This is a genomic window from Arthrobacter sp. Z4-13 (assembly GCF_054792705.1).
Map to the genome: position 1 here is coordinate 3,863,828 of NZ_CP096459.1, position 24,824 is coordinate 3,888,651.

Here is a 24,824-nt window from a genome sequence, read left to right on the forward strand (position 1 = left end):
TGACTTAAGCCGCACACTCAAAGCAAAGGAGCAACACATGAGCGGAATCATCGTTGTAGGGGTTGACGGCAGCGGTACGGCCAAGAAGGCCGCGGAGTCCGCCCGGGACCTCGCCGCGGCACTGGGCGCCTCGCTTCACGTGGTCTCGGCCTTCGACAGCGACCGCACCGAGGTCTTCGGCAGCGGCAGCGACCAGTGGATTGTGTCCGACGCCGATGCCGCCGAGCATGTGGCGCGCACTGTCGCGGATTCCCTCGGCCGGGACATCAAGGTGACCTACTCGGCAGCCCGGGGCCGTCCTGCAGATGCCCTCATTAAGGAGGCCCTTCGGATGGAAGCCCGAATCATCGTAGTGGGAAACCGCAGGATGCAGGGCATCGGGCGCGTCCTGGGCAGCGTTGCCAACAGTGTGGCCCACAACGCTCCCTGCGACGTTTACATCGCCAACACCTACGACGCCGACTAGCGTCACCAGGGACACCATGGGGCGGCATTTCCGGCCCCATGGTGTCCGTTCTCACCCTCGAAACAGGGTTTTGGAGCTAAAGCCGAAGATAAAATTGGATAAGCCCTCAATGGTGCGGACATCCAGCATTCACCGTCTTCAAGGGGCTCCATTGATAACTCTCCAGCGCCGCCAGCTCGTAGGCCACGACATCCTCCTGGCCCGCCATGGAAACCACATCTGCTCCATGCGTGTTGACCGCAGCAGTGGCAGGGTGGTGGCACTGCTGGACGACGGAACCGTGGACAGTGCACCGAACCTCATTGCCCCGGGCCTGGAGCTTCCCGCCACAGTGGGCAGCGTGCTGCGTGATGACTGGAAGATTCTGTCGGTTTGCGCGGCGGTGGCTGCGGGGATGGGTGCAGTGATGGTGACAGCAGCGGTGGCCCTCGGAACCATGGCGGATCCGTCCACCATTGAAATGCTCTCGGTCTACAGCATCTATTAGGCCGCCCTGGGCTAAGGCACCATCCAGCCCTGCAGGACCCACCAGATACCGGCCATCACCACACCGCCGAAGAGTGATCCGGCGACCACCTGCGCCACCGTGTGGGCGCGCAGGACCACCCGCGACCACCCGACGGCGGGGATGAGCAGCAGCAACGGAAGCCACTGCGCTCCGAGCATGAGAACGGCAATCACGGCCGACGAGGATATTGCAGCGGCGTGCCCGCTGATCTTCCAGAATGGGCTGACAGCCGCCAGGACCACCACCCCGCCCACCACACCAAGAACCATGGCCACAACGCTTCGCGGAGCCCCGACTGCATTCAGCACCAGCAGCCCGGCCGCAATGGAGGCCAACGCCATCAGCAGCACGGGCGCCCGCTGTTTGCGGTCGCTGACGTGATGGTCGGTGACTCTACCGAGTCTCACCAGGACAAGCAGCAGCAACAGCGGGATGACACAGACGAACAAGGCTGCCAGGGCACCGTAGGCCATGGTTCCGGGAAAGCCGGCCTGGGTCAGCGGGCTGAACAACAGCTGCACGCTGACCACCACTGGCGGCTGGAGCGCCTCCGTGATCCATCTGGCTGTCCTGTTTTTGGCACGGATGGCGCCGGCGTTCATCACCAATGTTGTCAGGTTCCTAGTCCAGCAGCAGTGCCGGTTCCTCCAGGATGGCGGCGACGTCCGCCATAAAGCGGGCGGACAGGTCGCCGTCCACCACGCGGTGGTCAAACGAACCGCCGAGCGTGGTGATCCAACGGGGAATCACTTCGCCGTCCAGGACCCAGGGCTTCTGCTTGATGGTTCCGAACGCCACGATCGCCACTTCGCCAGGATTGATGATCGGCGTACCCGTGTCGATGCCCAAGGCCCCAATGTTGGTGATGGTCAGCGTGCCGCCCTGCATTTCGGCAGGTTGGGTTTTTCCGGCCCTGGCGGTGGTGGCGAGGTTGTTGAGGGCCAGCGCCAACTCCTTCAGGGAGAGGTCTTGGGCGTTCTTGATGTTCGGGACCATCAGGCCGCGCGGGGTTGCCGCCGCGATTCCCAGGTTCATGTAGTGCTTGACCTGGATTTCCGCGGCACCCTCGTCGTTGTCCACCCAGGTGGCATTGACGCTGGGGTTCCGCGCGGCTGCCCAAATCACGGCCTTGGCAAGGATGAGCAGCGGCGATACCCGGATGCCCTCGAAATCGCGGGAGGATTTGAGCCGCTTGACGAACTCCATGGTGCGGCTGGCATCAACGTCGACAAAAATGCTGACATGGGGTGCCGAAAACGCAGACTCCACCATCGCCTTTGCCGTGGCTTTGCGGACCCCTTTGACGGGAATCCGCTCAATCCGCTGGTCCTGCGGTTTTCCTGCCTTGCCCCAGAAACCGTCCGCCTTGTCCAACTCGGCGTCACGCTGGGCCTGGTAGCTGACCAGGTCCTCGCGCGTCACCTCGCCGCGCAGCCCCGTCGCCACCACGTCTGCCAGGTCGATGCCCAGGTCCCGGGCGATTTTGCGGACCGGCGGCTTGGCCAGGACCTTGTTCACCAGGCCGGTGAGGGCGCCGCCGAAGGTGGGTCGGCTGTCCACCGGCTCCACGGACCGGGCCTGGACAGGCTCGACCACCTCGGCTGCCGAACGGGGCTGGACAGGCTCCACCTCCGGGGCGTTGACCGTCAGGGAACCGGAGGCAGGTGCGGCTTTGCGCGGGCGGCGCTTGACGGCGTCGGCCTTGGGACCCGAGCCCACCAACGGGCCGCCGGCCAGGGCACTTCCCTGGCCGGCGCCGTCGGCCGCTGCAACTTCCTCGGGCAGCGTGCCGTAAAGCGGTTGAACAGGACTCTCCGGGGCCCTGACGTCGGCGGGCGTGGGGTCGCCCGTAACGTCATCGCTCACGCTGATGATGGCCGTGCCGACGTCGATGGTCACCCCTTCCGGGACCAGCAGATCCGTGACGGTACCGGCAAAGGGGGACGGCAGTTCCACGATCGACTTGGCGGTTTCGATCTCGCACAGGACGTCATTGATGGCGACGGCGTCACCGGGCTTGACCTTCCAGGAGACGATTTCCGCCTCGGTGAGGCCCTCGCCCACGTCAGGCAGGTTGAATTTGTTAAGAGTCATGGTGTCCTCAGAAGGAGAGGGCGCGGTCCAGCGCCTCGAGGATGCGGTCGATGTCCGGAAGGTAATCTTCCTCCACCTTGGCAACGGGATAGGGCATGTGGAAGCCGCCTACGCGGATCACAGGCGCCTCCAGGGAATGGAACGCGCGCTCACTGATGCGGGCAGCGATTTCGCCGCCGATTCCGCCGAAGGTGGGTGCCTCGTGGGCCACGATCAGCCGCCCGGTCTTCTTCACCGAGGCGGTGACGGTATCGAAGTCGAGGGGTGAGATGGAGCGCAGGTCAATGACCTCAACGCTGCGCCCGTCCTCCTCCGCTGCGTTCGCTGCTGCCAGCGCCACCGGGACCAGCGGACCGTAGGCCACAATGGTGGCTTCCGTTCCCTCCCGGAGAACATGGGCCTTGAAAGGATCCTCCGCCCGGCCCGGCGACTCGACATCAACGTCGCCCTTGAGCCAGTAGCGGCGTTTGGGCTCGAAAACGATCACCGGGTCCTGGCACTCCACGGCCTGCTGGATCATCCAGTAGGCGTCGTGCGGGTTGGACGGGGTGATGATGCGCAGGCCTGCCGTATGGGCGAAGAGCGCTTCAGGAGATTCGGAGTGATGCTCCACGGAACCGATGCCCCCGCCGTAGGGGATACGGATGACCACCGGGACGGTGAGGTTGCCGTTGCTGCGCGCGTGCATCTTGGCCAGCTGGGTGGTGATCTGGTTGAAGCCCGGAAACACGAATCCGTCGAACTGGATCTCGCATACCGGCGTGTAGCCGCGCAGGGCGAGGCCGATCGCGGTGCCGATGATGCCGGATTCTGCGAGCGGGGTGTCCACCACACGGTCCGGGCCAAACTCGCGGATCAGCCCGTCCGTCACTCGGTAGACGCCGCCCAGGGCGCCGATGTCTTCACCCATCAGCAGCGACTTCGGGTTGTCGGCCAGTGCCGCACGAAGGCCCTCGTTGATGGCTTTGGCGATGGTCATGGTGGTCATCAGTGGCCTGCCTCCTGGGACGCCGGGGCTGTTGCTGCCTGCCGTTCTTCTGCCTGCTCTTCGCCTGCAAAGCCCGCCGAGTACTCCTCAAACCAGGCCAGTTCTTCTGCCACCAGGGGGTGGGCTTCCACGTAGGTGTTGGCGAAGGCAGACCGGATGTCCGGCGTTTCAAGGTCATGGGTGGTGCGGCGGACGTAGGCTGCGAGCTCGTCGCCGTCGGCTTTGACCTTGGCGAAGAAAGCGTCGTCAGCCAGGCCTTCGGAGCGCAGGTATTTCTCCAGGCGCGCCAGTGGGTCCTTGGCCCGCCAGGCGTCCTCCTCCGCCGACTCCCGGTATTTGGTGGGATCATCCGCCGTCGTATGTGCACCCACCCTGTAAGTGAAGGCCTCAATCAGGACGGGGCCCTTGCCCTGGCGTGCGCGCTCCAGTGCCCACTCGGTGACGGCGTGCACGGCAATGACGTCATTGCCGTCCACCCGGATGCCGGGGAAGCCGTAGCCCTTGGCCCGGTTGGACAGCGGCACCCGGGTTTGCACGTTGGTGGGGACGGAGATGGCCCAGTGGTTGTTCTGGCAGAAGAACACCACCGGGGCGTTGTAGGAGGAGGCGAAGACCATGGATTCGTGGACATCGCCCTCGGAGCTGGCGCCGTCGCCGAAGTACGCGATTACTGCGGCGTCCGGTCCTGAAGTGGATGCGCCAGAAGCGGCAGCGTTGGAGGCGGCGAGCTTCTGGTCGCGCTGGATGCCCATGGCATAGCCCACTGCATGGAGCGTTTGGGCCGCCAGGACCAGTGTGTACAGGTGGAAGTTGGTGTCCTTCGGGTTCCATCCGCCATTGGAGACCCCGCGGAACTGGCGCAGGAGCTCGGCCAGGTCCACATTGCGGGTTAATGCCACGCCGTGTTCCCGGTATGTAGGGAAGATGTAGTCCTGCGGCTGGCTTGCCCGGCCCGAACCGATTTGCGCGGCTTCCTGGCCGGTCAACGGAACCCAGAGGGCGAGCTGGCCCTGGCGCTGCAGGGCGGTGGCTTCGACGTCGAACCGGCGGATGGCGGCCATGTCCGCGTAAAGTCCCTGGAGCTTCTCCGGGGTGAGCTTTTCGGCGTAGGCGGTGAAGACGGGGTCGAAGCCGAGTTTCCCCTCGGGACCGAGGAGCTGCACCATCTGCGCCGGCGGCTCGCCCATGACGGCTTCGGCGTCAGCCTCACGCTGGTCGTCTAAAGCTGTTCCGTCGAACTCGGTGGCAGGCAGATGTGCGCCCATACCGTCTCCTTGCTTGCCGCATCCGGATGCAATGCAATGTCGCTGGGATATATGCCGCAAAAGGAATACATTCCTGCTACGGCATATATAATGGCTTACTGATCCTAACTTTATCTTCAGTAAGTAAGCGCGGGGCTACGTGCCAAGTGCTAGGAACCGCGCGGCGGCTTTGTATAGTTGGCACACAGTTCGAGGAAGCGCGTATTTGCTTCTTCCTCACCGATGCTTACCCGTACCCCGTCGTCGGGAAACGCCCTGACAGACAAGGCCCGGGCACCCGCCAGTTCTGCAAACCCGGCACTGTCGGCCCCTAGGTCCAGCCAGACGAAGTTGCCCTGCGCATCCGGAACGGCCCAGCCCAAGCTCCGCAGCCCGGACGTGACGCGCTCCCGCTCGTCCACGAGCCTTTGTACCCTTTCCACAACTTGGGAGTAATTCTGCAGGGAAACAATTGCGGCAGTTTCTGCAATCTGCGACACGGCAAATGGGGTGGCAGCGACCCTGAGGTGTTGGGTTAGCCCGGGATTGGAGACGCTGTAGCCTACCCGCAGGCCGGCAAGCCCGTGGGCCTTCGAGAAGGTCCGAAGCACCATGACGTTGGGGTATTTGCGGTACAGGGCGATCCCATCTACGGCTTCCGCTGACCGCACGAATTCCTGGTAGGCCTCGTCAATCACCACCACCACCCCTGCCGGGACGGAACGAACAAACGCCTCCGTCTCGGCAGCTGTCAGGGCAGGGCCGGTGGGATTGTTTGGTGTGCACAGGAGGATCACCCGGGTGCGGGCGGTTACTGCAGCGGCCATGGCCTCGAGGTCATGGCGCCCGCCGTTTGCCAGGGGAACGGGGACACCTTCCGCACCTGAGAGGCCAATGCTGATGGGATAGGCCTCAAAGGAGCGCCACGCGTAAATCACTTCGTCGGGCTTGCCGTCTTCGTTCCGTCCGGCGAACGCGGCCAGCAACTGGTTCAGGGCTCCCAGGCTGCCTGCGCCCGTGACGATATCGTCGGCGGGAACATTGAGGAACGCTGCGAGCTCTGCGCGAAGCCGGCTGCTCAGCGGATCCGGGTAACGGTTGAAGTCTGTCTGCGCCGCAATTGCCTCAACCACCGCGGGTATCGGGGGCAACGGGTTTTCATTCGAGGACAGCTTGTAACTGGTGATGCCGTCCGCGGCGACGGGAGGTTTGCCTGCGGCGTAGCGGGGCAGCTTTGCCACCACGGGGCGCGGCTGGATGCCCCCGGCGAGGGTCTCTGATGTCATGCAGACCAGCCTACTTCTCTGGCTGCAGGACGGAAGGAGGGACTGACCACGGTTTGCATGGCCGCCGTCGCCGCGGAAATGGCCGGCGAGGCCCTCGGAAACAGCGGACCGTCAGGGGCTTCACTTTTCTGAGCTGGCCTTCAGAATGATGTGCAACCATTGGCCCATGCGACTGATTGCCCGCGTACTGATCAACAGCCTTGCCCTTTGGGTGGCCAGCTGGATACTGCCAGGGCTGGAGATTTCCAGCTCAGCAGCCACGGATGCAGTGGTGAAAACCGGTGTGACGCAGGGGACGGACACGATCGGAATCGTTCTCGCCTACTTGTTCATCGGTGTCATCTTCGGTTTGGTGAATGCCCTGGTCCGCCCGTTGGTGAGTCTCCTCGCGCTGCCAATCACCATCCTGACCCTCGGCCTGTTCACCATCGTCATCAATGCAGCGATGCTTTATGTAACGTCCTGGATCAGCAGCTACACACCCGTGCACTTCACCATCGATTCCTTCTTCTGGACCGCCCTTCTGGCTGCGATCATCATTACCCTGATCTCGCTGGTTGCCGGCCGGATTACTGGAGTCCGGCGGTAACTGAGCACCAAAGGTGCTGCTCCCGCCCGCAGGGCGCCGTCCGCAAGTTCACGTCTGTGCCCGCCGCTACCGTCCGCCATGTCCGCGCTCCTGCCGACGGGTGTCTGCCGCGTGGAGATTTGGCGCGGGAGTCTTGGCCCGGGCCAGGGAGAAGCGTGTGGCAGTGGCAGCGCCGCCAGCTCCAATCACAGCACCCAACGCGGCAGTGGACCCCACCAGCGAGGGATCGTTGCTCGCTGAGATGAGCCGGGCGCCGTCCTGGTAACCAGCAAGCTGGTGGCCGGGACCGATGCCCACGTGCTTTCCGGTCTCAACGTACAGGTCATCGGTCATAGTCGCCGTGACCTGGTTCCTGGCGTCCCGGTTGGCTGCACCGTCGGCCCCGGGTACCCAGTCGGTCCGATGCTCAAGATGGAGCATACTGACGTCCGGATTCGGCGTGATTCCCGCAACGGGAGATCCCGCTGTCAAAACGTACTTCAGGTCATATTCGTACAGAAAGTCCTCGCTCGCTGCCAGATTCATAGCGTGAATGCCTCCCTGGCTGTAGCCGACACCCACCACCGCGGCTCCCCTTTCGGCGCCGGCTTCCTTCAGTGCCTGCAGAATGGCTGAGTTGATGTTTGCAGAACCGTTTCCTACTCCTTCCACTATCCCGTGCAGGCCAAAAGGGTTCTCGTCCACACCGTCCAGCTGGGTACCCGGAATCACCACCACATAAGCCTTCTGCCCGCCGTTCTGGACCTGGATGACCTCAATGAAGCCGCCACCACGTTCATCGATCAGCCGGATCCGTTCGAGCAGCCCGGCAGGAGAAGGATCGAGGTCAATGGGAATTCGCTCCTCGCGCCGAACCTCAACCGGCCTGGGTCTCATTCCCGGATACGCGCCCTCCACCAGAGCCATGAGGAGTGGGGTGACGGGCACCGCGCCTCCGGTCATGTCCTCAAGGGCTTTTCTGCTGGGGACGCCCGTCCTCCAGAAGTCCGCGTGGCTTTCCAGTTCAGCTCTAAAGTCCGGGATGCCGACACTGCGGGCCGTGGCCGCCACGGCCTCTGCCATCTCGTACTCCTGTTTGCAGGCACGCACGTCGCTGCTGATGCGCTGCAGTTCCGTCCGCACTGCCTGAAGGCTCCGCCCGGACTCACCTACCGCGCTCAGGGCCATGGTCCCGGACCACCGGGGCAGGTCCTGGAAGGGAACGACGTCCTCCCAGATCCGGCGGACTTCAACCTCCAACTCGGAAAGCCTGGCGGCAAGGTCATCCAGCTTCTTTGCGCCCGCCGCCAGCGCCTCCAGCTGGAAAGTTATGCCGCCCACGCCGCCGCGGATGGTCAGGATCCCGTCCCCGGGCGGGCCGGACACTCTGATGGAGCCGCTGTCCGACGGCGCAACGTCGGCCATTAGGAGCTGCCCGGATAAGTACACCCAGCGGTGAAGGTCTCGCGGGCATGCCGCTCCACAGCAGCCCTTGCCTCAGTGAGCGCTTCAACTGCATGCCGCAAGGCAGCAGACTGCAGTGACACAGCGTCGCGGTAAGCACGGCCGGCCGGTGACTCCCATTCCAGCAGCTGAATATCTTTGAAGCCGGCCAGGACCTCCTCTCCGCGGCCAGCGCAGGAAGCGAGTCGGCCCGCCAACTGCTCCACCTGCGAAGCGCGGAGCATGTCCTGCTGCAAATCCGCCCCTGCCAGTTGGCTGTCCATCGCTGTTTCCTCTCCGAAAGTCGCCTGCACCCGCGGCGGCGGTCAGCAAGCATTGCCCGGGATGAACGCTACGGAGGACAACCTGCCGGCCCAACCACCGCCGTCGCGTATGTGGACAAGTAACGTCCCGGGAAGGGCTAAAGCCGCCGCGGGAGTTCATGAAAGAATCAGCACATGCCTGAAACCGCCGCCACAGCTGACACCCGTACGCCCTCAGGACGCCTGGCCCTCGCCGCGTCCCCGGAAAACATCGCGCTCGGCCCGCTGGACGGCCGCTACCAGTCCGCCGTCGCCCCGCTGGTGGACTACCTGTCCGAAGCAGCGCTAAACCGCGACCGCGTGGCAGTGGAAGTCGAATGGCTCATCCATCTGACCAGCAACAGCGTCCTTCCCGGCGCCGGGCCCTTGACGCCCCAGCAGCAGGATCAGCTGCGCGCCGTCGTCACCGAGTTCGACGCCAATTCAGTGGCGGAACTGGCCGACATCGAAGCTGTGACCGTCCACGACGTCAAGGCCGTGGAGTACTACATCGGCCGCCGCCTGCCCGCCATCGGCATCGAAAACCTCACGGCCATGGTGCACTTCGGCTGCACCTCCGAGGACATCAACAACCTCTCCTACGCGCTGGGTGTCAAGGGCGCTGTGGAGGACGTGTGGCTTCCGGCAGCGCGCGCCCTGGTAGCCCAAATCAGCACGATGGCCCAGGACAACCGCGCCGTCCCCATGCTGTCCCGCACCCACGGCCAGCCCGCCACTCCGACGACCCTTGGCAAAGAACTGGCCGTCATTGCGCACCGCCTCACCCGGCAGCTGGACCGGATCGAAAAGACCGAGTACCTGGGCAAAATCAACGGCGCCACCGGCACCTACGCCGCCCACGTTGCTTCCGTCCCCGGCGCAGACTGGCAGCACGTGTCCAAATCCTTCGTGGAGGCCCTGGGGCTGACCTGGAATCCGCTGACCACCCAGATTGAAAGCCATGACTGGCAAGCGGAGCTTTACGCCGACGTCGCGCGCTTCAACCGCATCCTGCACAACGTCTGCACGGATATCTGGAGCTACATCTCCATCGGTTACTTTGCGCAGATTCCGGTGGCCGGGGCCACGGGATCCTCCACCATGCCGCACAAGGTGAACCCCATCCGCTTCGAAAATGCCGAGGCCAACCTGGAGATCTCCTCCGGCCTGCTGGACGTCCTGGGGTCCACGCTGGTCACCTCACGCTGGCAGCGCGACCTCACCGATTCCTCCAGCCAGCGCAACATCGGCGTAGCGTTCGGGCACTCCCTGTTGGCCATCTCCAACGTGGCCAAGGGCCTGGAGCGGCTGGACGTTGCCGAGGACGTTCTCGCTGGAGACCTGGACACGAACTGGGAAGTACTGGGCGAAGCCATCCAGATGGTCATGCGCGCCGAGGCGATTGCCGGCGTCGAAGGCATGGAGAACCCCTACGAGCGGCTCAAGGACCTCACCCGCGGGCAGCGCGTGGACGCCGCCCGCATGCAGGAATTCGTCCAGGGCCTTGGCCTCTCACGCGAAGCGGAAGCGCGGCTCCTGGCGCTGACGCCCGGCAAGTACACCGGCATCGCGGACCAGCTGGTGGACCACCTGAAGTAAAGTACGACGCCGGCTCCGGGCCTGGAAAGGCCCGGAGCCTTCTTCGTCCACACCTTCCTGATGGCCCAGGGGCCGCCAGCTCCAGGTGCGAGACTGGAGACATGAAGCTGCTCTTGATCCGCCACGGGCAAACCCCGGGCAACGTGCTTGGCCAACTGGACACCGCCCACCCCGGTCCCGGGCTTACCGAACTTGGTGAGCGGCAGGCGCAGGCCCTGGCCCGTTCGCTGGCCAACGAGCCAATTGAGGCACTGTATGCCTCCACCCTGGTGCGAACCCAGATCACCGCAGCCCCATTGGGCCGGTTGCACAACCTTGACGTCGAAGTGATGGATGGCCTCCATGAAATCGAAGCCGGGTCCTTGGAAAAGCTGACGGACCACGAGTCGCACAAGCGGTACATGGGGACGGTCATTTCCTGGGCTGCCGGGGATCTTGACCGGCGCATGCCCGCCGGGCCGGACGGCCATGACTTCTTTGGGCGCTTTGATGCCGCCATCGCCCGCGTCCTGGAACGTGTCTCCGGGAAGCAGGCCACGGCAGCAGTCGTCAGCCACGGCGCAGCCATCCGCACCTGGGCGGGGCGCCGGGCCGAGGACGCTGACCACGAGTTCGCCGCAAAGCATGTGCTGGCCAACACCGGGATCGTCGCGCTGGAAGGTGACCCGGACAATGGGTGGCGGCTGATCCACTGGGACGGAAGCCCGGTGGGCGGGCTGGCACTGGCAGACCCCACCGCTGAGGACCCCACGGGGCGTGCTGTCGCGGGCCCCTAAACCAGCTGCCTGATACGTCGCGCGGGAAACACCGCCATTTTTCGGCAGGTGCTGTTGGCATCGCCGGCGGCGACCGGGGGCATAAGTCTCGCGGCGATCACAGCGGCCTCAGCCGCCGTCGGCCGTGCCGCACTGTCCATGTGGGTAAGCGCGCGGAGAAATGAGCACCATCCGGGCCCCAGGGAGTCCGGAATTTCGGGACTCCGAAGTGTCCTGGCCACCAGGGATTCAATGGCCGTGCCTGGAAAGGCTTTGGAACCCGTGAGAAGTTCCAGCAGGACCAGGCCCATGGCGTAGACGTCCCAGGAGGTACGTGCTGGTTGCCCCGCAGCCTGTTCGGGGCTCATGTAGTGCACTGTTCCCGACGAGATGCCTGGCTCCGGAGCAGCTCCGGCAGCGGCGACGATGCCGAAGTCGATGATGCGCACCGGGCTCCTTCGCAGACCGCTGAGCATCAGGTTCGCGGGCTTGATGTCGCGGTGGACCAACCCCTTTTCATGCAGGTGGGCGAGCGCTCCGAAGAAACCGCGGGCCCAGCCCGCTACGTCCCCGGCGTGCGGCAGGCCGGCGCGGGTAGCCTCGGCAAGGCTCCCGCCGAGGGCCAGCTCTTCAACAAGGAAAGGGCGGCCGGCGAGGGGCGTCCCGGCGGGCATCACCGACTGGGCGATGAATCTGATGATGGAGGGGTGGTCCAGTACTGCCAGGACCTCGGCTTCGTTGCGGATCCGCTCGAAGTGCTTCCCGGAGTCGCCAACAGCCACCTTGACAGCCACATCGGGGCCACCCTCAAGGTCGGCAGCGCGGAACACCTCAGCCAGTGAGCCCCGGCCCAAGCGTTCTTTGAGCCCGTAACGGCCTCCCACAGGTTCCCCGAAAAGAAGGGCAGCACCGCCCTGCCGTGCTGGAACGGTGGAAGTCATGCGGAGAGGGCGGCGGTATGGACTGCCCCCGAACCAGCAACCTGGCCCTGAGAAGCGTATGGCGGGTATATCCAGGCATCGAGCTGAAACCCGCAGCCGCAGCGCCAGACGGGAGGAAGCTGGACGGGCCGCCTGTCGTCCGGCTCGAAGGTGTAGCCGACGGCGGCTGGCCCCACAGCAGGGGTCACAAGTTCCATGGCGGTTCCGCAGTGCACGGCGGCACCGTCCCAGCCGCCGTCCTCATGCTCCGCTCCGTCCTGCAAAGCTCTGTTGGACAAGGCATGCGTGGCGCCAAGCTCAGTAAAAGTTACCAACACACTCACGACTCCAGCTGAAGGGATATTCAAGAACGATCGTAAGCATACATATTACTAGACCGGCTAGCTAGTCCGCCTAGCTACTTCTGCTGGTGCTACTTATCTATGTCCCCAAGAGCGTGAGTCATGCGCTGCAGGAAGCCGATGACAACATGCGCGTCGTCGGCGCTGAGCTCCTCCGCAACGGCCATCATGCGCCGATGCATCGCCCCCAGGGTGACCCGGACTTCCTTATCCGATTCCACCGTTGGCACCACCACCACAGAGCGGCGGTCCGTCGGATGGGCTTCACGGCGCACGTGGCCGCTGCCCACTAGCCTGTCGATCAATGAAGTGGTGGAGGCGCTGGTGATCCCAAGGAACCGGCTCAAGTCCTTCGGCGCCGTAGCCTTGCCGGAGGCCTGCATGCGCAGGAGGTAGCGCAGGGCGAGGATGTCCGTTTCGCCCATACCCATGGAGTCACGGGTAGACCGGCGGACGGCTGTTTCAGCGGCCCGATAGTCCCGCAGTGACTTCAGTACTGCCGCACTGTAGTCCAGCTGGCCGTCCGGCCCGTACCAATAGCCTGAGCCTTCATTACCGGTGGAACCCATGGAAACATTCTAGGTCAGCTGGTATCTAGACAAACAAGCGAGTTAGGTCGCCGGCGTTATCCGAGCGCTTACGGGGCAGAAACATCAGCGTAACCGCGCGCTTCTAAGCTTGTTGTGCATTACCCCTTCGGCGAATCGAGGCAGACATGCAAACCAATCCGCGTCTGAACATCCGGCAGGTTGCCTGGACCAATCCGGTGGGCGCGGACCTGCGCCGTGCACAGCAGGCCGAACTCGATGCCCGCTTTGGTACCCCTGACCACGAACCGGGCACTCCGCCGTCGGACGCTGACTGCGCCATGTTCCTGGTGGCCTATGACAAGGGATCCGGCCAGCCCGTGGGCTGCGGCGGCTTGCGGCTCCTGGACGATAGGACAGCAGAAATCAAGCGCTTGTACGTTCTCCCCTACACCCGGGGATCAGGAGTAGCCAGCTCGATTCTGGCCGCCCTGGAAGCCGAGGCCTTCAAGCAGGGAATCACGCGCATCAAAGCAGAGGCTGGTTCCGCCCAGCCCGACGGGCGGAACTTCTACGAGAACTCCGGCTTCGAGCCCGTCCCCAACTTCGGTGCCTACATTGGCGTTGAGTACTCCTACTGCTACGCCAAGGGGATCAATGCCCGCAGCGCTGCCCACACTGCCATGGCGTAGGGGCGGGACGGTCACACTCGGTGCCGCCGGCGCCGCTCGGCTAACCTCGGGCCTATGGAATCAGCAGACATCACCTTCCGCACCCGAAAGTGGGTCCGGCCCGAGGACCTCAATGCCAACGGCACCCTCTTCGGCGGCAGCCTGCTGAAGTGGATCGATGAGGAAGCGGCCATTTACGCCATCCTGCAACTCGGCAACGGGCGGGCCGTCACCAAATACATCTCGGAAATCAACTTTGTCAGCTCCGCGGTCCAGGGCGACCTGATAGAGATGGGCCTGACCGCCACCCGGTTCGGCCGGACGTCCCTGACCATGCGCGCGGAGGTCCGGAACATGATCACGCGGCAGAGCATCCTCACCATCGAAGAGATTGTTTTCGTAAACCTGAGCACCGCCGGCAAGCCGGAGCCCCACGGCTACACCGAAATCACCTATGACCGGGACAGGATCCCCACGCATCACCTAACAGACACGCTCCAGCAGGACTAACGCATCCGGGGAGGACAGTAAGCCTCCTGCCGCGCCCGTGCCCTGATCAGCTGGAAGTGCCGCTGCCGACGGCGTCGCGTGCGTTCCGCCGTCGCGCCAGGTTGAGCAGGCGGTCACGCAAGGGCTGGGCCCCTTCTGCCAGGGCGACCCGCGCGAGCGCCGAGGACGCCAGGCTTAGCGCACGGGTCCGCAGGCGGCGCCGTTGGTCGTAGGCATGGAGTGCCTGATCCTCGGGCAGCGTGTTGAGGAGCTCAGCAAGTGTTACCGCGTCCACCAGCGACTCACAGGCCCCACGCCCGAGGGTGGGGGCCATGGCGTGCGCAGCGTCACCGATGAGCACAGCCCTGCCACGGACGAAGGACTTGAGATGGGGAGCTGTCCAGATCCGCTGCACCAGCGAGTCTTCGGGTTCAGCGGCTGCCAGTACTTGGCGTATGGCTGGCGCGTGCCCCGCGTAGCGCTTCCGGGCCTGCTCCAGGACTGACGCTGGATCGATGCCATAGGGGCCAAGCCCGGACCGGTAGCTGGCGTACCAGAACATACCGCCCCTGGAGGCAGCGATGCCGAACAGGTCCCCGCGGCCCCAGTACTCGCCGACCACGTCCGGGCTGGCCCCGGAGGGGAGGGTTCCGCGCAGGGCAAGGTAGGGCGTGAGTTTGGCGGCGGCGTGCGTGCCCCAGACCCCGCGGCGAACCAGGCTGTGCACGCCATCGGCCCCTACCACCAGGCCGCCATGGGCTGGAAGTGCCTGAACATGACCCGTGACCCGGCGGACCGTGCCGGGTACGGCTGCATCAAGCAGCCGCAGCAAGTCAATGCGGGAAATCGCGAACACGTGGCCCGCGTCGACGGTGACCCAGGGCCTGCCATCCGCGTTGCGGATCGAGCCACTGCCAATCACCGGGCTGACCGCCTTCGCCTCATCCAGCACGCCCACCCGGGCAAGCGCGCGCTGCGCATTGGGCCACATCCCCAGTGCGTTTCCAACAGTGGGCAGGTCCGGACGCTTCTCGATGACCTCCACGTCGAACCGTTCCGGGTCCAGGCAAGCTGCCAGGGCCAGCCCCGCGATGCCGCCGCCAACAATCGAGATTGCTTCCATGGCAGCAATGCTACTACTTTTGTAGTAAACCGGAAGAGATTAAGCTGGCTTTATGCCCGATCGCCGCCCCCAATTGCTCGATGCTGCACTGGCCGTGGTGGCGGATAAGGGTATGAAGGGCCTCACCCACCGCGCGGTGGACGCTGCGGCCGGCCTTGCCGAAGGGACCACGTCCAACTACTACCGAAACCGCACCGCCCTCGTTGAGGCGGTGCTGGACCGCCTGCTGCAGTTGGATGCCGAACTCCTCCAGCACGCCGGCCCGGCCGGCCCGCCGTCCAACGTTCCGGAACTGGCGGGGCAGTTGGCGGCAATGGTGCTTGCGCTGGCCGGGCAGCACGCAGGCCTCACCCGGGCCCGGTTGGCACTTTCGTTAGACCACCCGGAGGTGGTGGCAGCCGGCCACTACCTGCTGGTTAGCGGTTTGGAGCAGGCACTTGCCGCATTGGGACTGGCTGACGCAGCGGCCAGGGCACGTGATGTGGCCGACTACGGCGACGGCCTGATCCTCCATCTGCTCACCGTCAGGCGGGACAAGGAACCGGACGCGGCCGCCGTCGCGGCGGCAATCCGGCGGCTGCTGGCTCCCTGATGCGCCCTCCGGCCCCCAGTGGACGGCGACCTGCCGCCGCAGCCGGCGCCAGCGCGCCGTCGTACTTCCAGGAGACTTACCTCTGGGCAGCGGCGCCCGGCCAGCCCGTATAGGCCTCGGCGAGGTATGCCATGCCGTGCCTCGAAGACACCACCGAGTGCAGTTCGCCCAGTTGGCGGGCGCGGGAGAAATCATCAGCGTCGGCGGGCGTGTGCAGCATGGTGGTCATCCAGTACGAGAACTGCTGCGCCTTCCATACCCGCTCCAGCGCCCGGTCGCTGTAACTTTCGAGCAACTGGTCGGAACCTGAGTTGTAGTGGCTGTCCAGCCCCTCGAAAAGAACTTTGACGTCATGGATGGCCAGGTTCAGGCCCTTGGCGCCCGTGGGCGGCACAGTGTGCGCGGCGTCTCCGGCCAGGAACAGATTCCCGTGGCGCATGGGGGTGTGGACAAAACTCCGGAACGGCAGCACCATCTTTTCGATGACCGGCCCCTCCTTGAGCTCGAAACCGTTGCCGTTGACCCGGCTGCGGAACTCGGCCCAGATCCGGTCGTCGTCCCACTCCGCCACGTTCTCCTTGGGGTCGCACTGGAAGTACATCCGCTGGACCGACTCGGTGCGCTGGCTGATCAGGGCGAACCCGTTGGCCGAGTTGGCGTAGATCAGCTCATCCGAACTGCGCGGGGCTTCTGCCAGAATGCCGAACCAGGCGAACGGGTACTCGTGGAAGTACCACTTGCGGTGGGCCTCCGGAATCTGGAAGCGGCAGTGGCTGCGGGAGCCGTCCGCCCCCACCAGGAAGTCCGCCTGGATCTCGTACGCGACACCGTCCGCGTCGGTGAACCAGACCTTCGGCTTGCCCTCAAGGTCGTGGACGGAAGTCTCCGTGACGCTGTAGCGGACGTCGCCGCCGTCGGCCTTCCTGCGCCCGGCAAGGTCCAGGAACACGTCCGTCTGCGGGTAGAGCCACACGGATTCCCCCACCAATTCCTTGAAGTCGACGCGGTGGCTTTCGCCGTTGAAGCGCAATTCAATGCCGTCGTGCCGGTCGCCGTCGCGCAGCACCCGGTCTGAAACTCCGCTGTCCACCAGCATGTTGACGGTCCCGTGTTCCAGGATGCCGGCGCGGACGGTCTCGGAGATGTCCTTGTGGCTGCGGACTTCGATCACCGTGGATTCGATGCCGGCCTTAGCCAGCAGGTGGGAGAGCATCAGCCCGGCAGGGCCGGCTCCCATGATGGCCACCTGGGTGGTGATGATCTTGCGTGCTGCCATGGCGCATCTCGCTTCGTTGCGGGGCTCCGCGGGGCGGGCCGGTTGTTGGGTCTGGCAATCAGTGTGCGCTACAGGGAGTGATTGCCGACACGGGAATTCCGTTCAATGGGAAGGCGGCGTCAGGAGTCAGCCAAGCGCCGGGCGATTCCCCGGGCGGCGGTCTGCAGTGCCGGCACCAGCGCCTGCAGGCGCATCTCCTGCAGCGGCACCACGACGCCGAGCGACGCCACCGCGCGCTGCCGGCGGTTCAGCACGGGTACGGCAATCCCCCAGGTGTCCGGATCCACCACGCCTTTGAGCTGGGCGAAGCCCTGGAAGGCAGCTTCGGCGAGCAGCGCCCGGACCTGGTCAGTGTCAATTTTTCCGTCCGGGTCCGCGAACTGGTCCAGGTACTGACGTTGGAGAGCCTTGTCCTGGTGGGCCATCAGCGCCAGTCCGGCCGACGAGATGTGGATGGGCATCTTTCCCGCCACTTGGGCCCGGTTGGCCACCGAGCCCCGCCGGGACAGCCTTTCCACAAAGAGCGCCTCCCAGCCGTCAAGCACCGCAAGGTTCACGTTTTGGTTGAGGACGTGCTGGATGTCCTCCATAAAAGGCATTGCCGCCTGCCGGAGCGCAAGGGTGGGGGACGTGCGGTTGACCAGCTCCCACAGCCGCAGTCCCGGCCGGACCGTGCCGCCGGGGCCGGCTTCGAGGAGCCCGTGTCCGGCGAGCTGGCGTACCAGCCGATGGGCGGTGGTGAGGGGAAGGCCCGCGCGTTCTGCAAGTTCAGAAAGCTGCAGGGCGTGGACGTCCTGGGGAAAAGCAGCGATCAGGCGGACAATCCTGTCCACCACCGAATCACCTGAGGCGGAATTAGCCACCACACACCCGCTTCCGTTCAATGGGACGTTTTCAGCCTACCTGTGCGCGGCTCAGGGCGGCTGGGGCACCAGCTAAAGTGCCGGCGTCGTCCGTTCCCGGACGCGGCGCCATACTCCCGGCGCCACCACCACGGCGATCCCGACGGCGGCCCCGATCACCGTCTCGATGATGCGGTCCCGGAGCAGGATCGCGGGCGGTGACGGGACCACCAGGAGGGTGGAGATCAGCGCCAGGGGCGTGACGAAGAGCTGGGCGAGCAAGTACTGGCGGATGATGAACATTTCCGCGCCGAACTGGCACAGGGCCATCACCAGCACCGTCTGCCAGGGCTCCAGGTTCAGCAGCACAATCCCGGCCAGGATCACCAGGCCCAGGACAGTGCCGATGATTCGCTGGACACCGCGGCGCACGCGGTGCCTCGTAGTGTGCCCCACCAGCGGCACAACGGCCGCCACCATGGCCCAGTAGTTGTGCCCGAAGCCCAGCAGTTGGCCGGCCCAGGTTGCCAGGGTGCCGGCCAGCCCGGCTGCTATGAGGTAGCCGAGGCCTTCCAGCAAGGCGGCCCGCTTCTCGTTCGGCGTGCGGCGGACTGGCAGCGGCCGGATCCAGGGGGTCCGGCGGCTGGGCAGGATCCTGGAGGAGAAGCCGATCAGCAGGCAGAACACGGTGGTGAGGACGGCCACCAGCATCGCCTGCCACAGGGGTGGCTGGTTGGGAATGGAGGCGATGGCGGCGAACGCGAAGATGTGGAACAGCGAGCCCGCAGGGCGCATCCGCCACCATGAAATGATCAACGAGCAGGCGCCTGCCACGAGGGTGGTGGCGGGTACCAGGAGCCATGCCGTACCGGCGCCGTCCAGTTCAAGGGCTGCCGCGGCCCTCGCCGCCAGGGTGGCCAGAAGGATGACTGCGAGCATCAGCAGTCCTGCCCGCAGTTGCAGTGCGAACCGGGTTCCATGGGGTTCGCCGCGGCCATAGATCCCGGTGAAGGCGCCGAAGGAGGCGAAGATCGCGAGGTCCAGCCGGCCCAGCAGCACCAGCGTGAGGAGCGGAACGAAGACGCCCACAGCGCACCTGATCGCCGGGTGGTGGTCCTTGTTCCCTGGACCAATGCTGAACATCTCAGCGAACAGCTTCACGGGGCGCCTTTCCTGGGGGTGGACTTTTGACGGGCGGCCGCGCTGACGTTCCTGATAAATCTTACGGTGCGGCCCCTCCAAGCCGGTGAGGACGTTCCCATGAATGGAACCGCCGGGCAACACAGCTGAAACAGCTCCCCCTGATGCTTGAGCCATGAAGCCTTTCGCACGGAACACGCCCGCGGCTGAATTGAGCTGCGAAGTCTGCGGCCTGATGCCGGAACCTCCCAAGGCCCGGCTGACCATGGCGAACGTTGCCGTGATGCTGCCCATAGAACTCCTGGTGCACGCCCTGGTGGTCGAAACCCATCTGTCCTACGTGGCGAAAGTCCTGGTGCTGACCCTGACCGCCACGGTCCTGGTGATCTGGGTGGCCGAGCCGTCGGCTGCCAGGATGCTGCGCAGCTGGCTGCACGCGCCGGCGTTGAGCCACCGAAGGAAGCTGGGTACGGCCCCTGCCCTGTGGCGGGCACGCACTGTCCTGCGCGACGAGCCCGGTTCCCTGCAGAGGGTCACCCAGGCCTTGGCCGGTACGGGTGTCAACATCCTGAGCATCCACGTCCATCCGGTGGCGGACGGGGTGCTGGACGAGTTTGTCCTCTCAGCGCCCGGTGATCTCGGCGAGCGCGGGCTTTTAGACGCCCTGCACGACGGCGGCGGCACACGTTCGCACGTCTGGCCCACCACCGCACTGGCAATGGCGGACGGGCAGACCAGGGCGCTGAGCCTCGCGGCGCGGATCGCGGACGCGCCGGATGAGCTTCCGCTCGCGGTGGCTGAGCTGCTCCGGGCGCGGATCCTCACCCCGGCGGAAGCCGCCTTGGAAAGGCACGACGCCGGCACCCGGATCAAGATTCCCACCGCGTGGCACGGGCCCATCACCTTCGTCCGGCCCGGGGAACCGTTCACTCCGGCGGAGTCAGCGCGGGCCCATCGGCTCGCAGAGCTCGCGGAGATCCTGTCGCACCAGCAAGCGGCCACCTCCCCCAAGTAGCCGCCACTCCGAATTACATCCGGATGGTGAGGGCGCCTGGGTCCATGGTCATCAGGACGTGCCTGCCCTCGCCCTCGTGGTCGCCGTCGAGCTGGTAATCGTCCTTGTGCTCCAGGGTGATCTCCACGGTCTTGCCCTGGAAATACTCCACCGCGGTGTCCTTGCCGCGGCCTTTGCCGATCATTCCGACAAGAACCGAGAGCCAGCCCAGCCGTCCATGATGGGGGGCGAGCACCGCAACGTCCAGCAGGCCGTCGTCCATCTTGGCCTCCGGGAAAATCTCCAGGCCGCCCTGGACCTTGCCGCAGTTGCCCACCATCACGCTGCGGACTCCGCGGCGGACAGCGGTCTTCCCGTCAATCACGATGGTTGCTTTCACTGGCTTGCCGGGCAAATTGCGGATCCCCGCGTCCACATAGGCCAGCCAGCCCACCTTGTGCTTAAGCTCCTCATCGGTGTCGGCCATGATGGTGGCGTCGTATCCCACGCCGGCCATCACCAGGAAGAGCTGCTCCTTCTCGGGGTCGCTCCGGCGGGCGCGGACGACGTCGATCTTCCGCTCGGTGCCGGCAAACGCGCCGGCCATGGCGCCGTCGTAATCCGTGATATCCATGCCGAGGTTACGGGCCAGCAGGTTGCCGGTGCCCAAGGGAAGCAGGCCCATGGGGATATCGCCCCCGGAGAGTACTTCGGCCACGCAGCGGACCGTCCCGTCGCCCCCGCCGGCGATGACGATGTCGGCCCCCTGCGCGAGGGCTTCCTTCGCCTGGCCGACGCCGGGGTCCTCCTTGGTGGTTTCGAACCAGAGCGTTTCGCCCCAGCCGTTTTCGGCGCTGTGCTTGGCCGCCAGTTCGCGCACATCGATGTCCACCGTCTTGGCCGGATTGATGATGATGGCTGCGCGTTGAGGGGCAGTGGAGTAGGCAGTCATGGCGTCCTTCGGGCGTTGATCCGGGCAGAGCGAATAATGGTGGCGATGCCAATGGCGTCAACCACGGCGATAACAGCAATCATCCAGTACAAGCCCTGCGATGCCACCAAGGCCATTCCGATCAGGCCTGTGGCAATGGACGCTATAACCGGCAGCAGCCACGCGGGACGGGACGGGCGGGCTGCGGCGGGCGCCTCGGACGTGGTTCGGGGGTCACTCATGCTGTACGGCTCCTCGGGCTGGCATCTGTTGAATCCTGCTCCCAGCAGGCTACAGCGCCTTCACTGCCCCCAGTACCTGGGCCAGCGAATCCTTGGCGTCGCCAAACAGCAGTGACGTCTGCGGCTCGTACAGCAGCTCGTTCTCTATCCCGGCAAACCCCGGGCGCATGGACCGCTTGAGGAACACCACCTGGCGGGCGTCCGCCACCTCCAGGATGGGCATGCCGTAGATCGGTGACCCTGACGACGTCTTGGCAGCCGGGTTCACTACGTCATTCGCACCCACCACCAGCGCCACATCCGCGGTCTTGAACTCCGGGTTGATCTCGCCCATCTCCTTCAGAGATTCGTAGGGCACATTGGCTTCGGCCAGGAGCACATTCATATGCCCCGGCATCCGGCCGGCCACGGGGTGGATGGCGAAATCTACCTCAATGCCGCGGGCCTCCAGCGCCTGGGCCAGTTCGGCTGCGGTGTGCTGGCCCTGCGCCACGGCCAGGCCGTAACCGGGAACAATGATCACGCGCTGTGCGTAGCCCAGCAGTACTGCGACGTCCTCGGCGCTGGAGGACCTCACCGGACGTTCACTGACGGCGGTGGACCCCGCCGTCGAACCTCCCCTGAAGGCGCCGAACAGGATGCCGGCCACGCTGCGGCCCATTGCCGCTGCCATGGCACGGGTGAGGATAGTACCCGAGGCGCCCACGAGGGTGCCCGCCACCACGAGCAGCACGTTACCGAGCACCACGCCGGACGCCGCCACGGCCAGGCCGGTGAAGGCATTCAGCAGTGAGATGACGATCGGGACGTCGGCGCCGCCCACGGGCAGCACCAGGAGGATTCCGGCGGCGAGCCCCAGGACCAGGAGCAGTACCGCGAGCGCCCCGGAGCCGGTGAGAATGACGGCCATGCCGGTTGCCACCGCCGCGAGCAGCACCACGCCCATCACAGCTGGGAGGCCGCGAAACACCACGGGCCGGGTGGTCATCAGCTCCTGCAGCTTCGCGAAAGTGACGCCGGATCCGGCGAAGGAAACGGCACCCACCAGCAGGGTGAATACAATGGCGAGGCGGACCCAGGGATCGTCCGTATGGCTGAGTTCCAGAAGCGCCACCAGGGCAGCGGCGCCGCCGCCCACGCCGTTGAAGAGCGCCACAAGCTGCGGCATCTGCGTCATCTTCACGCCCCGTGCTACGGGCGCTGCCACCACCGTGCCCACGGCGATGGAACCTATGATCCAGGGGATGTTGTCCAGCCGCGAGGACAGGAACACGGTGATGACGGCGATCAAAGCACCCAGCGCGCCGATCAGGTTGCCCCGACGGGCTGTGCGCGGCGAACTGAGCCCGCGCAGCGCCAGGATGAAGAAGACGGCGGCGGCAAGGTACAGGAGCGACGTCCAGACGGGGTCGAGGAGGGTCATCTGCCTTCCACCTTCCCTCTTGCCGCTGTGCTTCCGTCTTCCTTGCGCCCAACCGCTCTTTTCGCGTGGAACATGTGCAGCATCCGGTCGGTCACCACGAAGCCGCCCACCAGGTTTGCGGTGGCGAGGACGACGGCGAGCAGGGCCACCGCGAGCATCCACGGGTCGGTTGCCTGGCCGGCAACAATGATGGCGCCTACCAGGATGATTCCGTGGATGGCATTGGCACCGGACATTAACGGCGTGTGCAGGGTGCTGGAGACCTTGGAAACCACCTCGAAGCCCACAAAAACCGCCAGGACCGTGATGGTCAGCAGGCTCATCGCGTCCATCAGAGCACCTCTCCCCGCCGGCTTCCGGCCCTCGCGGCCAGCAGTTCCGCCGTGGGTGGGTGCCGCACCGTGCCGTCGTGTGTCAGGCAGGCGCCTGCCAGCACCTCGTCGTCGAAATCGGGGGCCAAGACGCCGTCCCGGATCATCAGCGCCAGCAGGTTGGCGACGTTTTTCGCGTAGAGGCGGGAGGCATCGAACGCCATCGCGGAGGGCGCGTCCTTCAGGCCCACCAGGGTTACGTGGCCGGAACCGTCGGCCGTGGGGACGGGGATGTCCTGCCCCGGCACAGCCCCTTCCACGTTGCCGCCGGACTCAGCGGCAAGATCGACGACGATGGACCCGGGCTTCATCCCCTGCACCATCTCAGTGGTGACCAGGAGCGGGGCGCGCCTGCCGGGGACGGCCGCCGTCGTAATCAGGACATCCGCCTGGGCCACGTGCGGGGCAAGCAACTGGCGTTGCCGGATGCCGGCGTCGGAACTGAGCTGGCGGGCGTAACCGCCGGCTGCCTCCGCTGTTTCGAGGTCCAGCCGGATGAACGTGCCGCCCATGGATGCCACCTCGTCTGCCGAGGCGGGGCGGATGTCGTTGGCAAAGACGCGGGCGCCGAGCCGTTTTGCGGTGCCGATGGCCTGAAGGCCCGCAACGCCCGCACCGAGTACCAGGACGCGGGCGGGCGGGACGGTTCCGGCGGCGGTCATGTACAGCGGGAAAAACCGGGGCAGCCGGATGGCGGCCTCCAGGACGCAGCGGTACCCGGCCACCAGCGCCTGGGAGCTGAGGGCGTCCATGGACTGGGCACGCGAGATCCGGGGCACCAATTCCAGGGCGAAGGACGTGACGCCGGCTTCGGCGAGTGCCTCGACGGTGGGCAGTTCGGACGACGGCGATGCCAGCCCCACCGTCACCGCTCCCCTTTTCAGGGACCCGGCGGTTTGCGGATCGAGCGGCCGGACGTGGGTAAGGACGTCCAGCTGGGCTTCATCGAGTTCCGGGACGATGCGGGCCCCGGCCTGGCGGTACTCGGCGTCCGGGAGGCCGGCGGCTGCACCGGCGCCCGCTTCGAGGAGTATTTCCACGCCCAGCGCCGCCAGTTGCTTCACCGTTTCCGGTGTGGCGGCCACCCGCCGTTCGCCCTCACGGCGTTCCCGCGGTATGCCCACTTTCACCCGCCGACTCCCCTCGCTGCACGAGTACGGCAGCGCCGCCCTGCCGGGCCAGTACCCTGGTTCGTCTGGATCAGCGGGCTTCGCGGAGCGGCGCTGCTGCACGTAGTTGGCTAGAGTCTATGGCCCGCACCGCTGCGGCGGGAGTAGGGCGGCGGGCTTGGATGGCAAACAGTTACCTTACTGGCCCCCCGGCTGCCGGCGTCGGCTGCGTTCCCCTCCCGCGAGCCGGTAGGAGTCCTCCAGCAGTTCCTCCAGCAGCTGCCCATCGATCCGGTCCAACCGGACCAGCACCAGCTGGGGTGAGCGCTCGTGATGCGGAGTCCAAAAGTAGGTATCCGGTTCGGTTCCGGCCAGGGCCTCACGCTCTTCCGTTTTGACCGTGAGGATGCCGGGCTCCCAGATCCGGGCCAGCAGGGACTTGGCGAACCACGCGGGCTGGCCCCAGCTCAGCCGCTCGGTGACTCCCGGCAGCGCCAGGGCAGCGTTCCTGACGTCGTCTTCTGTGGCCATGAGCCACAGTCTGCACCGTGGACGGCGG

The 24,824-nt window shown here is 65.6% G+C and carries 29 protein-coding genes; 9 read left to right on the top strand and 20 right to left on the bottom strand.

The genetic code is table 11. From position 1 onward, the window contains the following. Positions 1 to 37 precede the first annotated feature (37 nt). Both M1E07_RS19665 and M1E07_RS19670 read left to right on the top strand, forming a co-directional pair. Positions 38 to 466 carry a universal stress protein gene (locus tag M1E07_RS19665; RefSeq protein ID WP_104043756.1) on the top strand — a complete coding sequence of 143 codons (429 nt, stop codon included), beginning with the start codon at positions 38 to 40 and terminating at the stop codon, positions 464 to 466. Positions 467 to 617: 151 nt separating this feature from the next. Then, positions 618 to 953 (top strand): hypothetical protein, encoded by a 336-nt coding sequence (locus M1E07_RS19670; RefSeq protein WP_461188280.1) that lies wholly within the window; start codon positions 618 to 620, stop codon positions 951 to 953. An 11-nt stretch (positions 954 to 964) separates the two neighbouring features. On the opposite strand, the gene M1E07_RS19675 is transcribed toward M1E07_RS19670, so the two are convergent. The 5 genes from M1E07_RS19675 to M1E07_RS19695 form a co-directional block, all read right to left on the bottom strand. Beyond that, on the bottom strand, positions 965 to 1,576 hold the full coding sequence (locus M1E07_RS19675; RefSeq protein ID WP_461190447.1) for a phosphatase PAP2 family protein: 612 nt from the start codon (positions 1,574 to 1,576) through the stop codon (positions 965 to 967). A 19-nt stretch (positions 1,577 to 1,595) separates the two neighbouring features. After that, complete coding sequence (locus tag M1E07_RS19680) at positions 1,596 to 3,068, bottom strand: dihydrolipoamide acetyltransferase family protein (protein WP_461188281.1); 1,473 nt, start codon at positions 3,066 to 3,068, stop codon at positions 1,596 to 1,598. A gap of 7 nt (positions 3,069 to 3,075) precedes the next feature. Next, positions 3,076 to 4,056, bottom strand: coding sequence for an alpha-ketoacid dehydrogenase subunit beta (locus M1E07_RS19685; RefSeq protein ID WP_461188282.1), 981 nt, complete (start codon positions 4,054 to 4,056; stop codon positions 3,076 to 3,078). Further along, positions 4,056 to 5,321 (bottom strand): pyruvate dehydrogenase (acetyl-transferring) E1 component subunit alpha, encoded by a 1,266-nt coding sequence (gene pdhA / locus M1E07_RS19690; RefSeq protein ID WP_461188283.1) that lies wholly within the window; start codon positions 5,319 to 5,321, stop codon positions 4,056 to 4,058. The genes M1E07_RS19685 and pdhA overlap by 1 nt, the downstream gene beginning before the upstream one ends. Before the next feature lie 149 nt (positions 5,322 to 5,470). After that, positions 5,471 to 6,586 carry a histidinol-phosphate transaminase gene (locus M1E07_RS19695; RefSeq protein ID WP_461188284.1) on the bottom strand — a complete coding sequence of 372 codons (1,116 nt, stop codon included), beginning with the start codon at positions 6,584 to 6,586 and terminating at the stop codon, positions 5,471 to 5,473. Positions 6,587 to 6,752: 166 nt separating this feature from the next. On the opposite strand from M1E07_RS19695, the gene M1E07_RS19700 reads away from it, so the two are divergent. Then, positions 6,753 to 7,175 (top strand): phage holin family protein, encoded by a 423-nt coding sequence (locus M1E07_RS19700; protein ID WP_461188285.1) that lies wholly within the window; start codon positions 6,753 to 6,755, stop codon positions 7,173 to 7,175. Between the two features lie 66 nt (positions 7,176 to 7,241). Here M1E07_RS19700 and M1E07_RS19705 read toward each other — a convergent pair whose 3' ends face one another. Together M1E07_RS19705 and M1E07_RS19710 are read right to left on the bottom strand one after the other, a co-directional pair. Continuing rightward, on the bottom strand, positions 7,242 to 8,579 hold the full coding sequence (locus M1E07_RS19705) for a hypothetical protein (RefSeq protein ID WP_461188286.1): 1,338 nt from the start codon (positions 8,577 to 8,579) through the stop codon (positions 7,242 to 7,244). Continuing rightward, the gene (locus tag M1E07_RS19710) at positions 8,579 to 8,881 is read right to left on the bottom strand and encodes a hypothetical protein (RefSeq protein WP_461188287.1); all 303 of its coding nucleotides are present in this window, start codon (positions 8,879 to 8,881) and stop codon (positions 8,579 to 8,581) included. Before M1E07_RS19710 ends, M1E07_RS19705 begins: the two co-directional genes overlap by 1 nt. Positions 8,882 to 9,055: 174 nt before the next feature. Here M1E07_RS19710 and purB point away from each other — a divergent pair, with 174 nt between their 5' ends. Together purB and M1E07_RS19720 are read left to right on the top strand one after the other, a co-directional pair. Next, positions 9,056 to 10,498 (top strand): adenylosuccinate lyase, encoded by a 1,443-nt coding sequence (gene purB / locus M1E07_RS19715; protein WP_461188288.1) that lies wholly within the window; start codon positions 9,056 to 9,058, stop codon positions 10,496 to 10,498. Positions 10,499 to 10,599: 101 nt separating this feature from the next. Next, a complete protein-coding gene (locus M1E07_RS19720) occupies positions 10,600 to 11,274 on the top strand; it encodes a histidine phosphatase family protein (RefSeq protein ID WP_461188289.1) in 675 nt (224 codons plus the stop codon). Here M1E07_RS19720 and M1E07_RS19725 read toward each other — a convergent pair. The 3 genes from M1E07_RS19725 to M1E07_RS19735 all read right to left on the bottom strand — a co-directional run bounded on the left by M1E07_RS19725 (position 11,271) and on the right by M1E07_RS19735 (position 13,104). Then, a complete protein-coding gene (locus M1E07_RS19725) occupies positions 11,271 to 12,194 on the bottom strand; it encodes a serine/threonine-protein kinase (protein ID WP_461188290.1) in 924 nt (307 codons plus the stop codon). The genes M1E07_RS19720 and M1E07_RS19725 overlap by 4 nt on opposite strands. After that, positions 12,191 to 12,517 (bottom strand): hypothetical protein, encoded by a 327-nt coding sequence (locus tag M1E07_RS19730; protein WP_461188291.1) that lies wholly within the window; start codon positions 12,515 to 12,517, stop codon positions 12,191 to 12,193. The genes M1E07_RS19725 and M1E07_RS19730 overlap by 4 nt, the downstream gene beginning before the upstream one ends. An 89-nt stretch (positions 12,518 to 12,606) precedes the next feature. Beyond that, positions 12,607 to 13,104 carry a MarR family winged helix-turn-helix transcriptional regulator gene (locus M1E07_RS19735; RefSeq protein ID WP_461188292.1) on the bottom strand — a complete coding sequence of 166 codons (498 nt, stop codon included), beginning with the start codon at positions 13,102 to 13,104 and terminating at the stop codon, positions 12,607 to 12,609. A 146-nt stretch (positions 13,105 to 13,250) separates the two neighbouring features. Here M1E07_RS19735 and M1E07_RS19740 point away from each other — a divergent pair, with 146 nt between their 5' ends. Both M1E07_RS19740 and M1E07_RS19745 read left to right on the top strand, forming a co-directional pair. Further along, positions 13,251 to 13,754, top strand: a complete 504-nt coding sequence (locus M1E07_RS19740) for a GNAT family N-acetyltransferase (RefSeq protein WP_461188293.1) — start codon at positions 13,251 to 13,253, stop codon at positions 13,752 to 13,754. 54 nt (positions 13,755 to 13,808) lie between these two features. Then, positions 13,809 to 14,243: an acyl-CoA thioesterase gene (locus M1E07_RS19745; RefSeq protein WP_461188294.1), complete on the top strand. Its 435-nt coding sequence runs from the start codon at positions 13,809 to 13,811 to the stop codon at positions 14,241 to 14,243. A 46-nt stretch (positions 14,244 to 14,289) separates the two neighbouring features. Here the strand turns inward: M1E07_RS19745 and M1E07_RS19750 are convergent, their stop codons facing one another. Next, entirely contained in the window at positions 14,290 to 15,345 is a 1,056-nt protein-coding gene (locus tag M1E07_RS19750) for an FAD-dependent monooxygenase (RefSeq protein WP_461188295.1), read from the bottom strand. Positions 15,346 to 15,397: 52 nt separating this feature from the next. Between M1E07_RS19750 and M1E07_RS19755 the strand changes: the two genes are divergently transcribed. Beyond that, positions 15,398 to 15,937: a TetR/AcrR family transcriptional regulator gene (locus tag M1E07_RS19755; protein WP_461188296.1), complete on the top strand. Its 540-nt coding sequence runs from the start codon at positions 15,398 to 15,400 to the stop codon at positions 15,935 to 15,937. Positions 15,938 to 16,013: 76 nt separating this feature from the next. Here the strand turns inward: M1E07_RS19755 and M1E07_RS19760 are convergent, their stop codons facing one another. From M1E07_RS19760 to M1E07_RS19770, 3 genes are all read right to left on the bottom strand, one after another. Next, positions 16,014 to 17,213 (bottom strand): 4-hydroxybenzoate 3-monooxygenase, encoded by a 1,200-nt coding sequence (locus M1E07_RS19760; protein WP_461188297.1) that lies wholly within the window; start codon positions 17,211 to 17,213, stop codon positions 16,014 to 16,016. A gap of 119 nt (positions 17,214 to 17,332) precedes the next feature. Next, positions 17,333 to 18,076 (bottom strand): IclR family transcriptional regulator, encoded by a 744-nt coding sequence (locus M1E07_RS19765; RefSeq protein ID WP_461188298.1) that lies wholly within the window; start codon positions 18,074 to 18,076, stop codon positions 17,333 to 17,335. 72 nt (positions 18,077 to 18,148) lie between these two features. Next, positions 18,149 to 19,216 carry an FUSC family protein gene (locus M1E07_RS19770; RefSeq protein WP_461188299.1) on the bottom strand — a complete coding sequence of 356 codons (1,068 nt, stop codon included), beginning with the start codon at positions 19,214 to 19,216 and terminating at the stop codon, positions 18,149 to 18,151. Positions 19,217 to 19,370: 154 nt separating this feature from the next. Here M1E07_RS19770 and M1E07_RS19775 point away from each other — a divergent pair, with 154 nt between their 5' ends. Then, positions 19,371 to 20,210: an ACT domain-containing protein gene (locus M1E07_RS19775; protein WP_461188300.1), complete on the top strand. Its 840-nt coding sequence runs from the start codon at positions 19,371 to 19,373 to the stop codon at positions 20,208 to 20,210. Between the two features lie 13 nt (positions 20,211 to 20,223). Here M1E07_RS19775 and M1E07_RS19780 read toward each other — a convergent pair whose 3' ends face one another. From M1E07_RS19780 to M1E07_RS19805, 6 genes are all read right to left on the bottom strand, one after another. Beyond that, positions 20,224 to 21,141: a diacylglycerol/lipid kinase family protein gene (locus M1E07_RS19780; RefSeq protein ID WP_461188301.1), complete on the bottom strand. Its 918-nt coding sequence runs from the start codon at positions 21,139 to 21,141 to the stop codon at positions 20,224 to 20,226. Continuing rightward, positions 21,138 to 21,362 (bottom strand): hypothetical protein, encoded by a 225-nt coding sequence (locus M1E07_RS19785; protein ID WP_461188302.1) that lies wholly within the window; start codon positions 21,360 to 21,362, stop codon positions 21,138 to 21,140. The genes M1E07_RS19780 and M1E07_RS19785 overlap by 4 nt, the downstream gene beginning before the upstream one ends. 49 nt (positions 21,363 to 21,411) lie before the next feature. Then, positions 21,412 to 22,785 carry an NAD(P)(+) transhydrogenase (Re/Si-specific) subunit beta gene (locus tag M1E07_RS19790; RefSeq protein WP_461188303.1) on the bottom strand — a complete coding sequence of 458 codons (1,374 nt, stop codon included), beginning with the start codon at positions 22,783 to 22,785 and terminating at the stop codon, positions 21,412 to 21,414. Further along, positions 22,782 to 23,117: an NAD(P) transhydrogenase subunit alpha part 2 gene (locus M1E07_RS19795; RefSeq protein ID WP_461188304.1), complete on the bottom strand. Its 336-nt coding sequence runs from the start codon at positions 23,115 to 23,117 to the stop codon at positions 22,782 to 22,784. Before M1E07_RS19795 ends, M1E07_RS19790 begins: the two co-directional genes overlap by 4 nt. Beyond that, positions 23,117 to 24,286: a Re/Si-specific NAD(P)(+) transhydrogenase subunit alpha gene (locus M1E07_RS19800; protein ID WP_461188305.1), complete on the bottom strand. Its 1,170-nt coding sequence runs from the start codon at positions 24,284 to 24,286 to the stop codon at positions 23,117 to 23,119. Before M1E07_RS19800 ends, M1E07_RS19795 begins: the two co-directional genes overlap by 1 nt. A gap of 177 nt (positions 24,287 to 24,463) precedes the next feature. Then, the gene (locus M1E07_RS19805) at positions 24,464 to 24,796 is read right to left on the bottom strand and encodes an MmcQ/YjbR family DNA-binding protein (protein ID WP_461188306.1); all 333 of its coding nucleotides are present in this window, start codon (positions 24,794 to 24,796) and stop codon (positions 24,464 to 24,466) included. Between the last annotated feature and the right edge of the window lie 28 nt (positions 24,797 to 24,824).

Excerpts from the sequence above, each read along its gene's own strand:
- M1E07_RS19665 (WP_104043756.1), top strand. The coding sequence starts at position 38 with ATGAGCGGAATCATCGTTGTAGGGGTTGACGGCAGCGGTACGGCCAAG.
- M1E07_RS19675 (WP_461190447.1), bottom strand. The coding sequence starts at position 1,576 with ATGAACGCCGGCGCCATCCGTGCCAAAAACAGGACAGCCAGATGGATC.
- M1E07_RS19680 (WP_461188281.1), bottom strand. The coding sequence starts at position 3,068 with ATGACTCTTAACAAATTCAACCTGCCTGACGTGGGCGAGGGCCTCACC.
- M1E07_RS19685 (WP_461188282.1), bottom strand. The coding sequence starts at position 4,056 with ATGACCACCATGACCATCGCCAAAGCCATCAACGAGGGCCTTCGTGCG.
- pdhA (WP_461188283.1), bottom strand. The coding sequence starts at position 5,321 with ATGGGCGCACATCTGCCTGCCACCGAGTTCGACGGAACAGCTTTAGAC.
- M1E07_RS19695 (WP_461188284.1), bottom strand. The coding sequence starts at position 6,586 with ATGACATCAGAGACCCTCGCCGGGGGCATCCAGCCGCGCCCCGTGGTG.
- M1E07_RS19700 (WP_461188285.1), top strand. The coding sequence starts at position 6,753 with ATGCGACTGATTGCCCGCGTACTGATCAACAGCCTTGCCCTTTGGGTG.
- M1E07_RS19705 (WP_461188286.1), bottom strand. The coding sequence starts at position 8,579 with ATGGCCGACGTTGCGCCGTCGGACAGCGGCTCCATCAGAGTGTCCGGC.
- M1E07_RS19710 (WP_461188287.1), bottom strand. The coding sequence starts at position 8,881 with ATGGACAGCCAACTGGCAGGGGCGGATTTGCAGCAGGACATGCTCCGC.
- purB (WP_461188288.1), top strand. The coding sequence starts at position 9,056 with ATGCCTGAAACCGCCGCCACAGCTGACACCCGTACGCCCTCAGGACGC.
- M1E07_RS19720 (WP_461188289.1), top strand. The coding sequence starts at position 10,600 with ATGAAGCTGCTCTTGATCCGCCACGGGCAAACCCCGGGCAACGTGCTT.
- M1E07_RS19725 (WP_461188290.1), bottom strand. The coding sequence starts at position 12,194 with ATGACTTCCACCGTTCCAGCACGGCAGGGCGGTGCTGCCCTTCTTTTC.
- M1E07_RS19735 (WP_461188292.1), bottom strand. The coding sequence starts at position 13,104 with ATGGGTTCCACCGGTAATGAAGGCTCAGGCTATTGGTACGGGCCGGAC.
- M1E07_RS19740 (WP_461188293.1), top strand. The coding sequence starts at position 13,251 with ATGCAAACCAATCCGCGTCTGAACATCCGGCAGGTTGCCTGGACCAAT.
- M1E07_RS19745 (WP_461188294.1), top strand. The coding sequence starts at position 13,809 with ATGGAATCAGCAGACATCACCTTCCGCACCCGAAAGTGGGTCCGGCCC.
- M1E07_RS19750 (WP_461188295.1), bottom strand. The coding sequence starts at position 15,345 with ATGGAAGCAATCTCGATTGTTGGCGGCGGCATCGCGGGGCTGGCCCTG.
- M1E07_RS19755 (WP_461188296.1), top strand. The coding sequence starts at position 15,398 with ATGCCCGATCGCCGCCCCCAATTGCTCGATGCTGCACTGGCCGTGGTG.
- M1E07_RS19760 (WP_461188297.1), bottom strand. The coding sequence starts at position 17,213 with ATGGCAGCACGCAAGATCATCACCACCCAGGTGGCCATCATGGGAGCC.
- M1E07_RS19775 (WP_461188300.1), top strand. The coding sequence starts at position 19,371 with ATGAAGCCTTTCGCACGGAACACGCCCGCGGCTGAATTGAGCTGCGAA.
- M1E07_RS19780 (WP_461188301.1), bottom strand. The coding sequence starts at position 21,141 with ATGACTGCCTACTCCACTGCCCCTCAACGCGCAGCCATCATCATCAAT.
- M1E07_RS19785 (WP_461188302.1), bottom strand. The coding sequence starts at position 21,362 with ATGAGTGACCCCCGAACCACGTCCGAGGCGCCCGCCGCAGCCCGCCCG.
- M1E07_RS19790 (WP_461188303.1), bottom strand. The coding sequence starts at position 22,785 with ATGACCCTCCTCGACCCCGTCTGGACGTCGCTCCTGTACCTTGCCGCC.
- M1E07_RS19795 (WP_461188304.1), bottom strand. The coding sequence starts at position 23,117 with ATGGACGCGATGAGCCTGCTGACCATCACGGTCCTGGCGGTTTTTGTG.
- M1E07_RS19805 (WP_461188306.1), bottom strand. The coding sequence starts at position 24,796 with ATGGCCACAGAAGACGACGTCAGGAACGCTGCCCTGGCGCTGCCGGGA.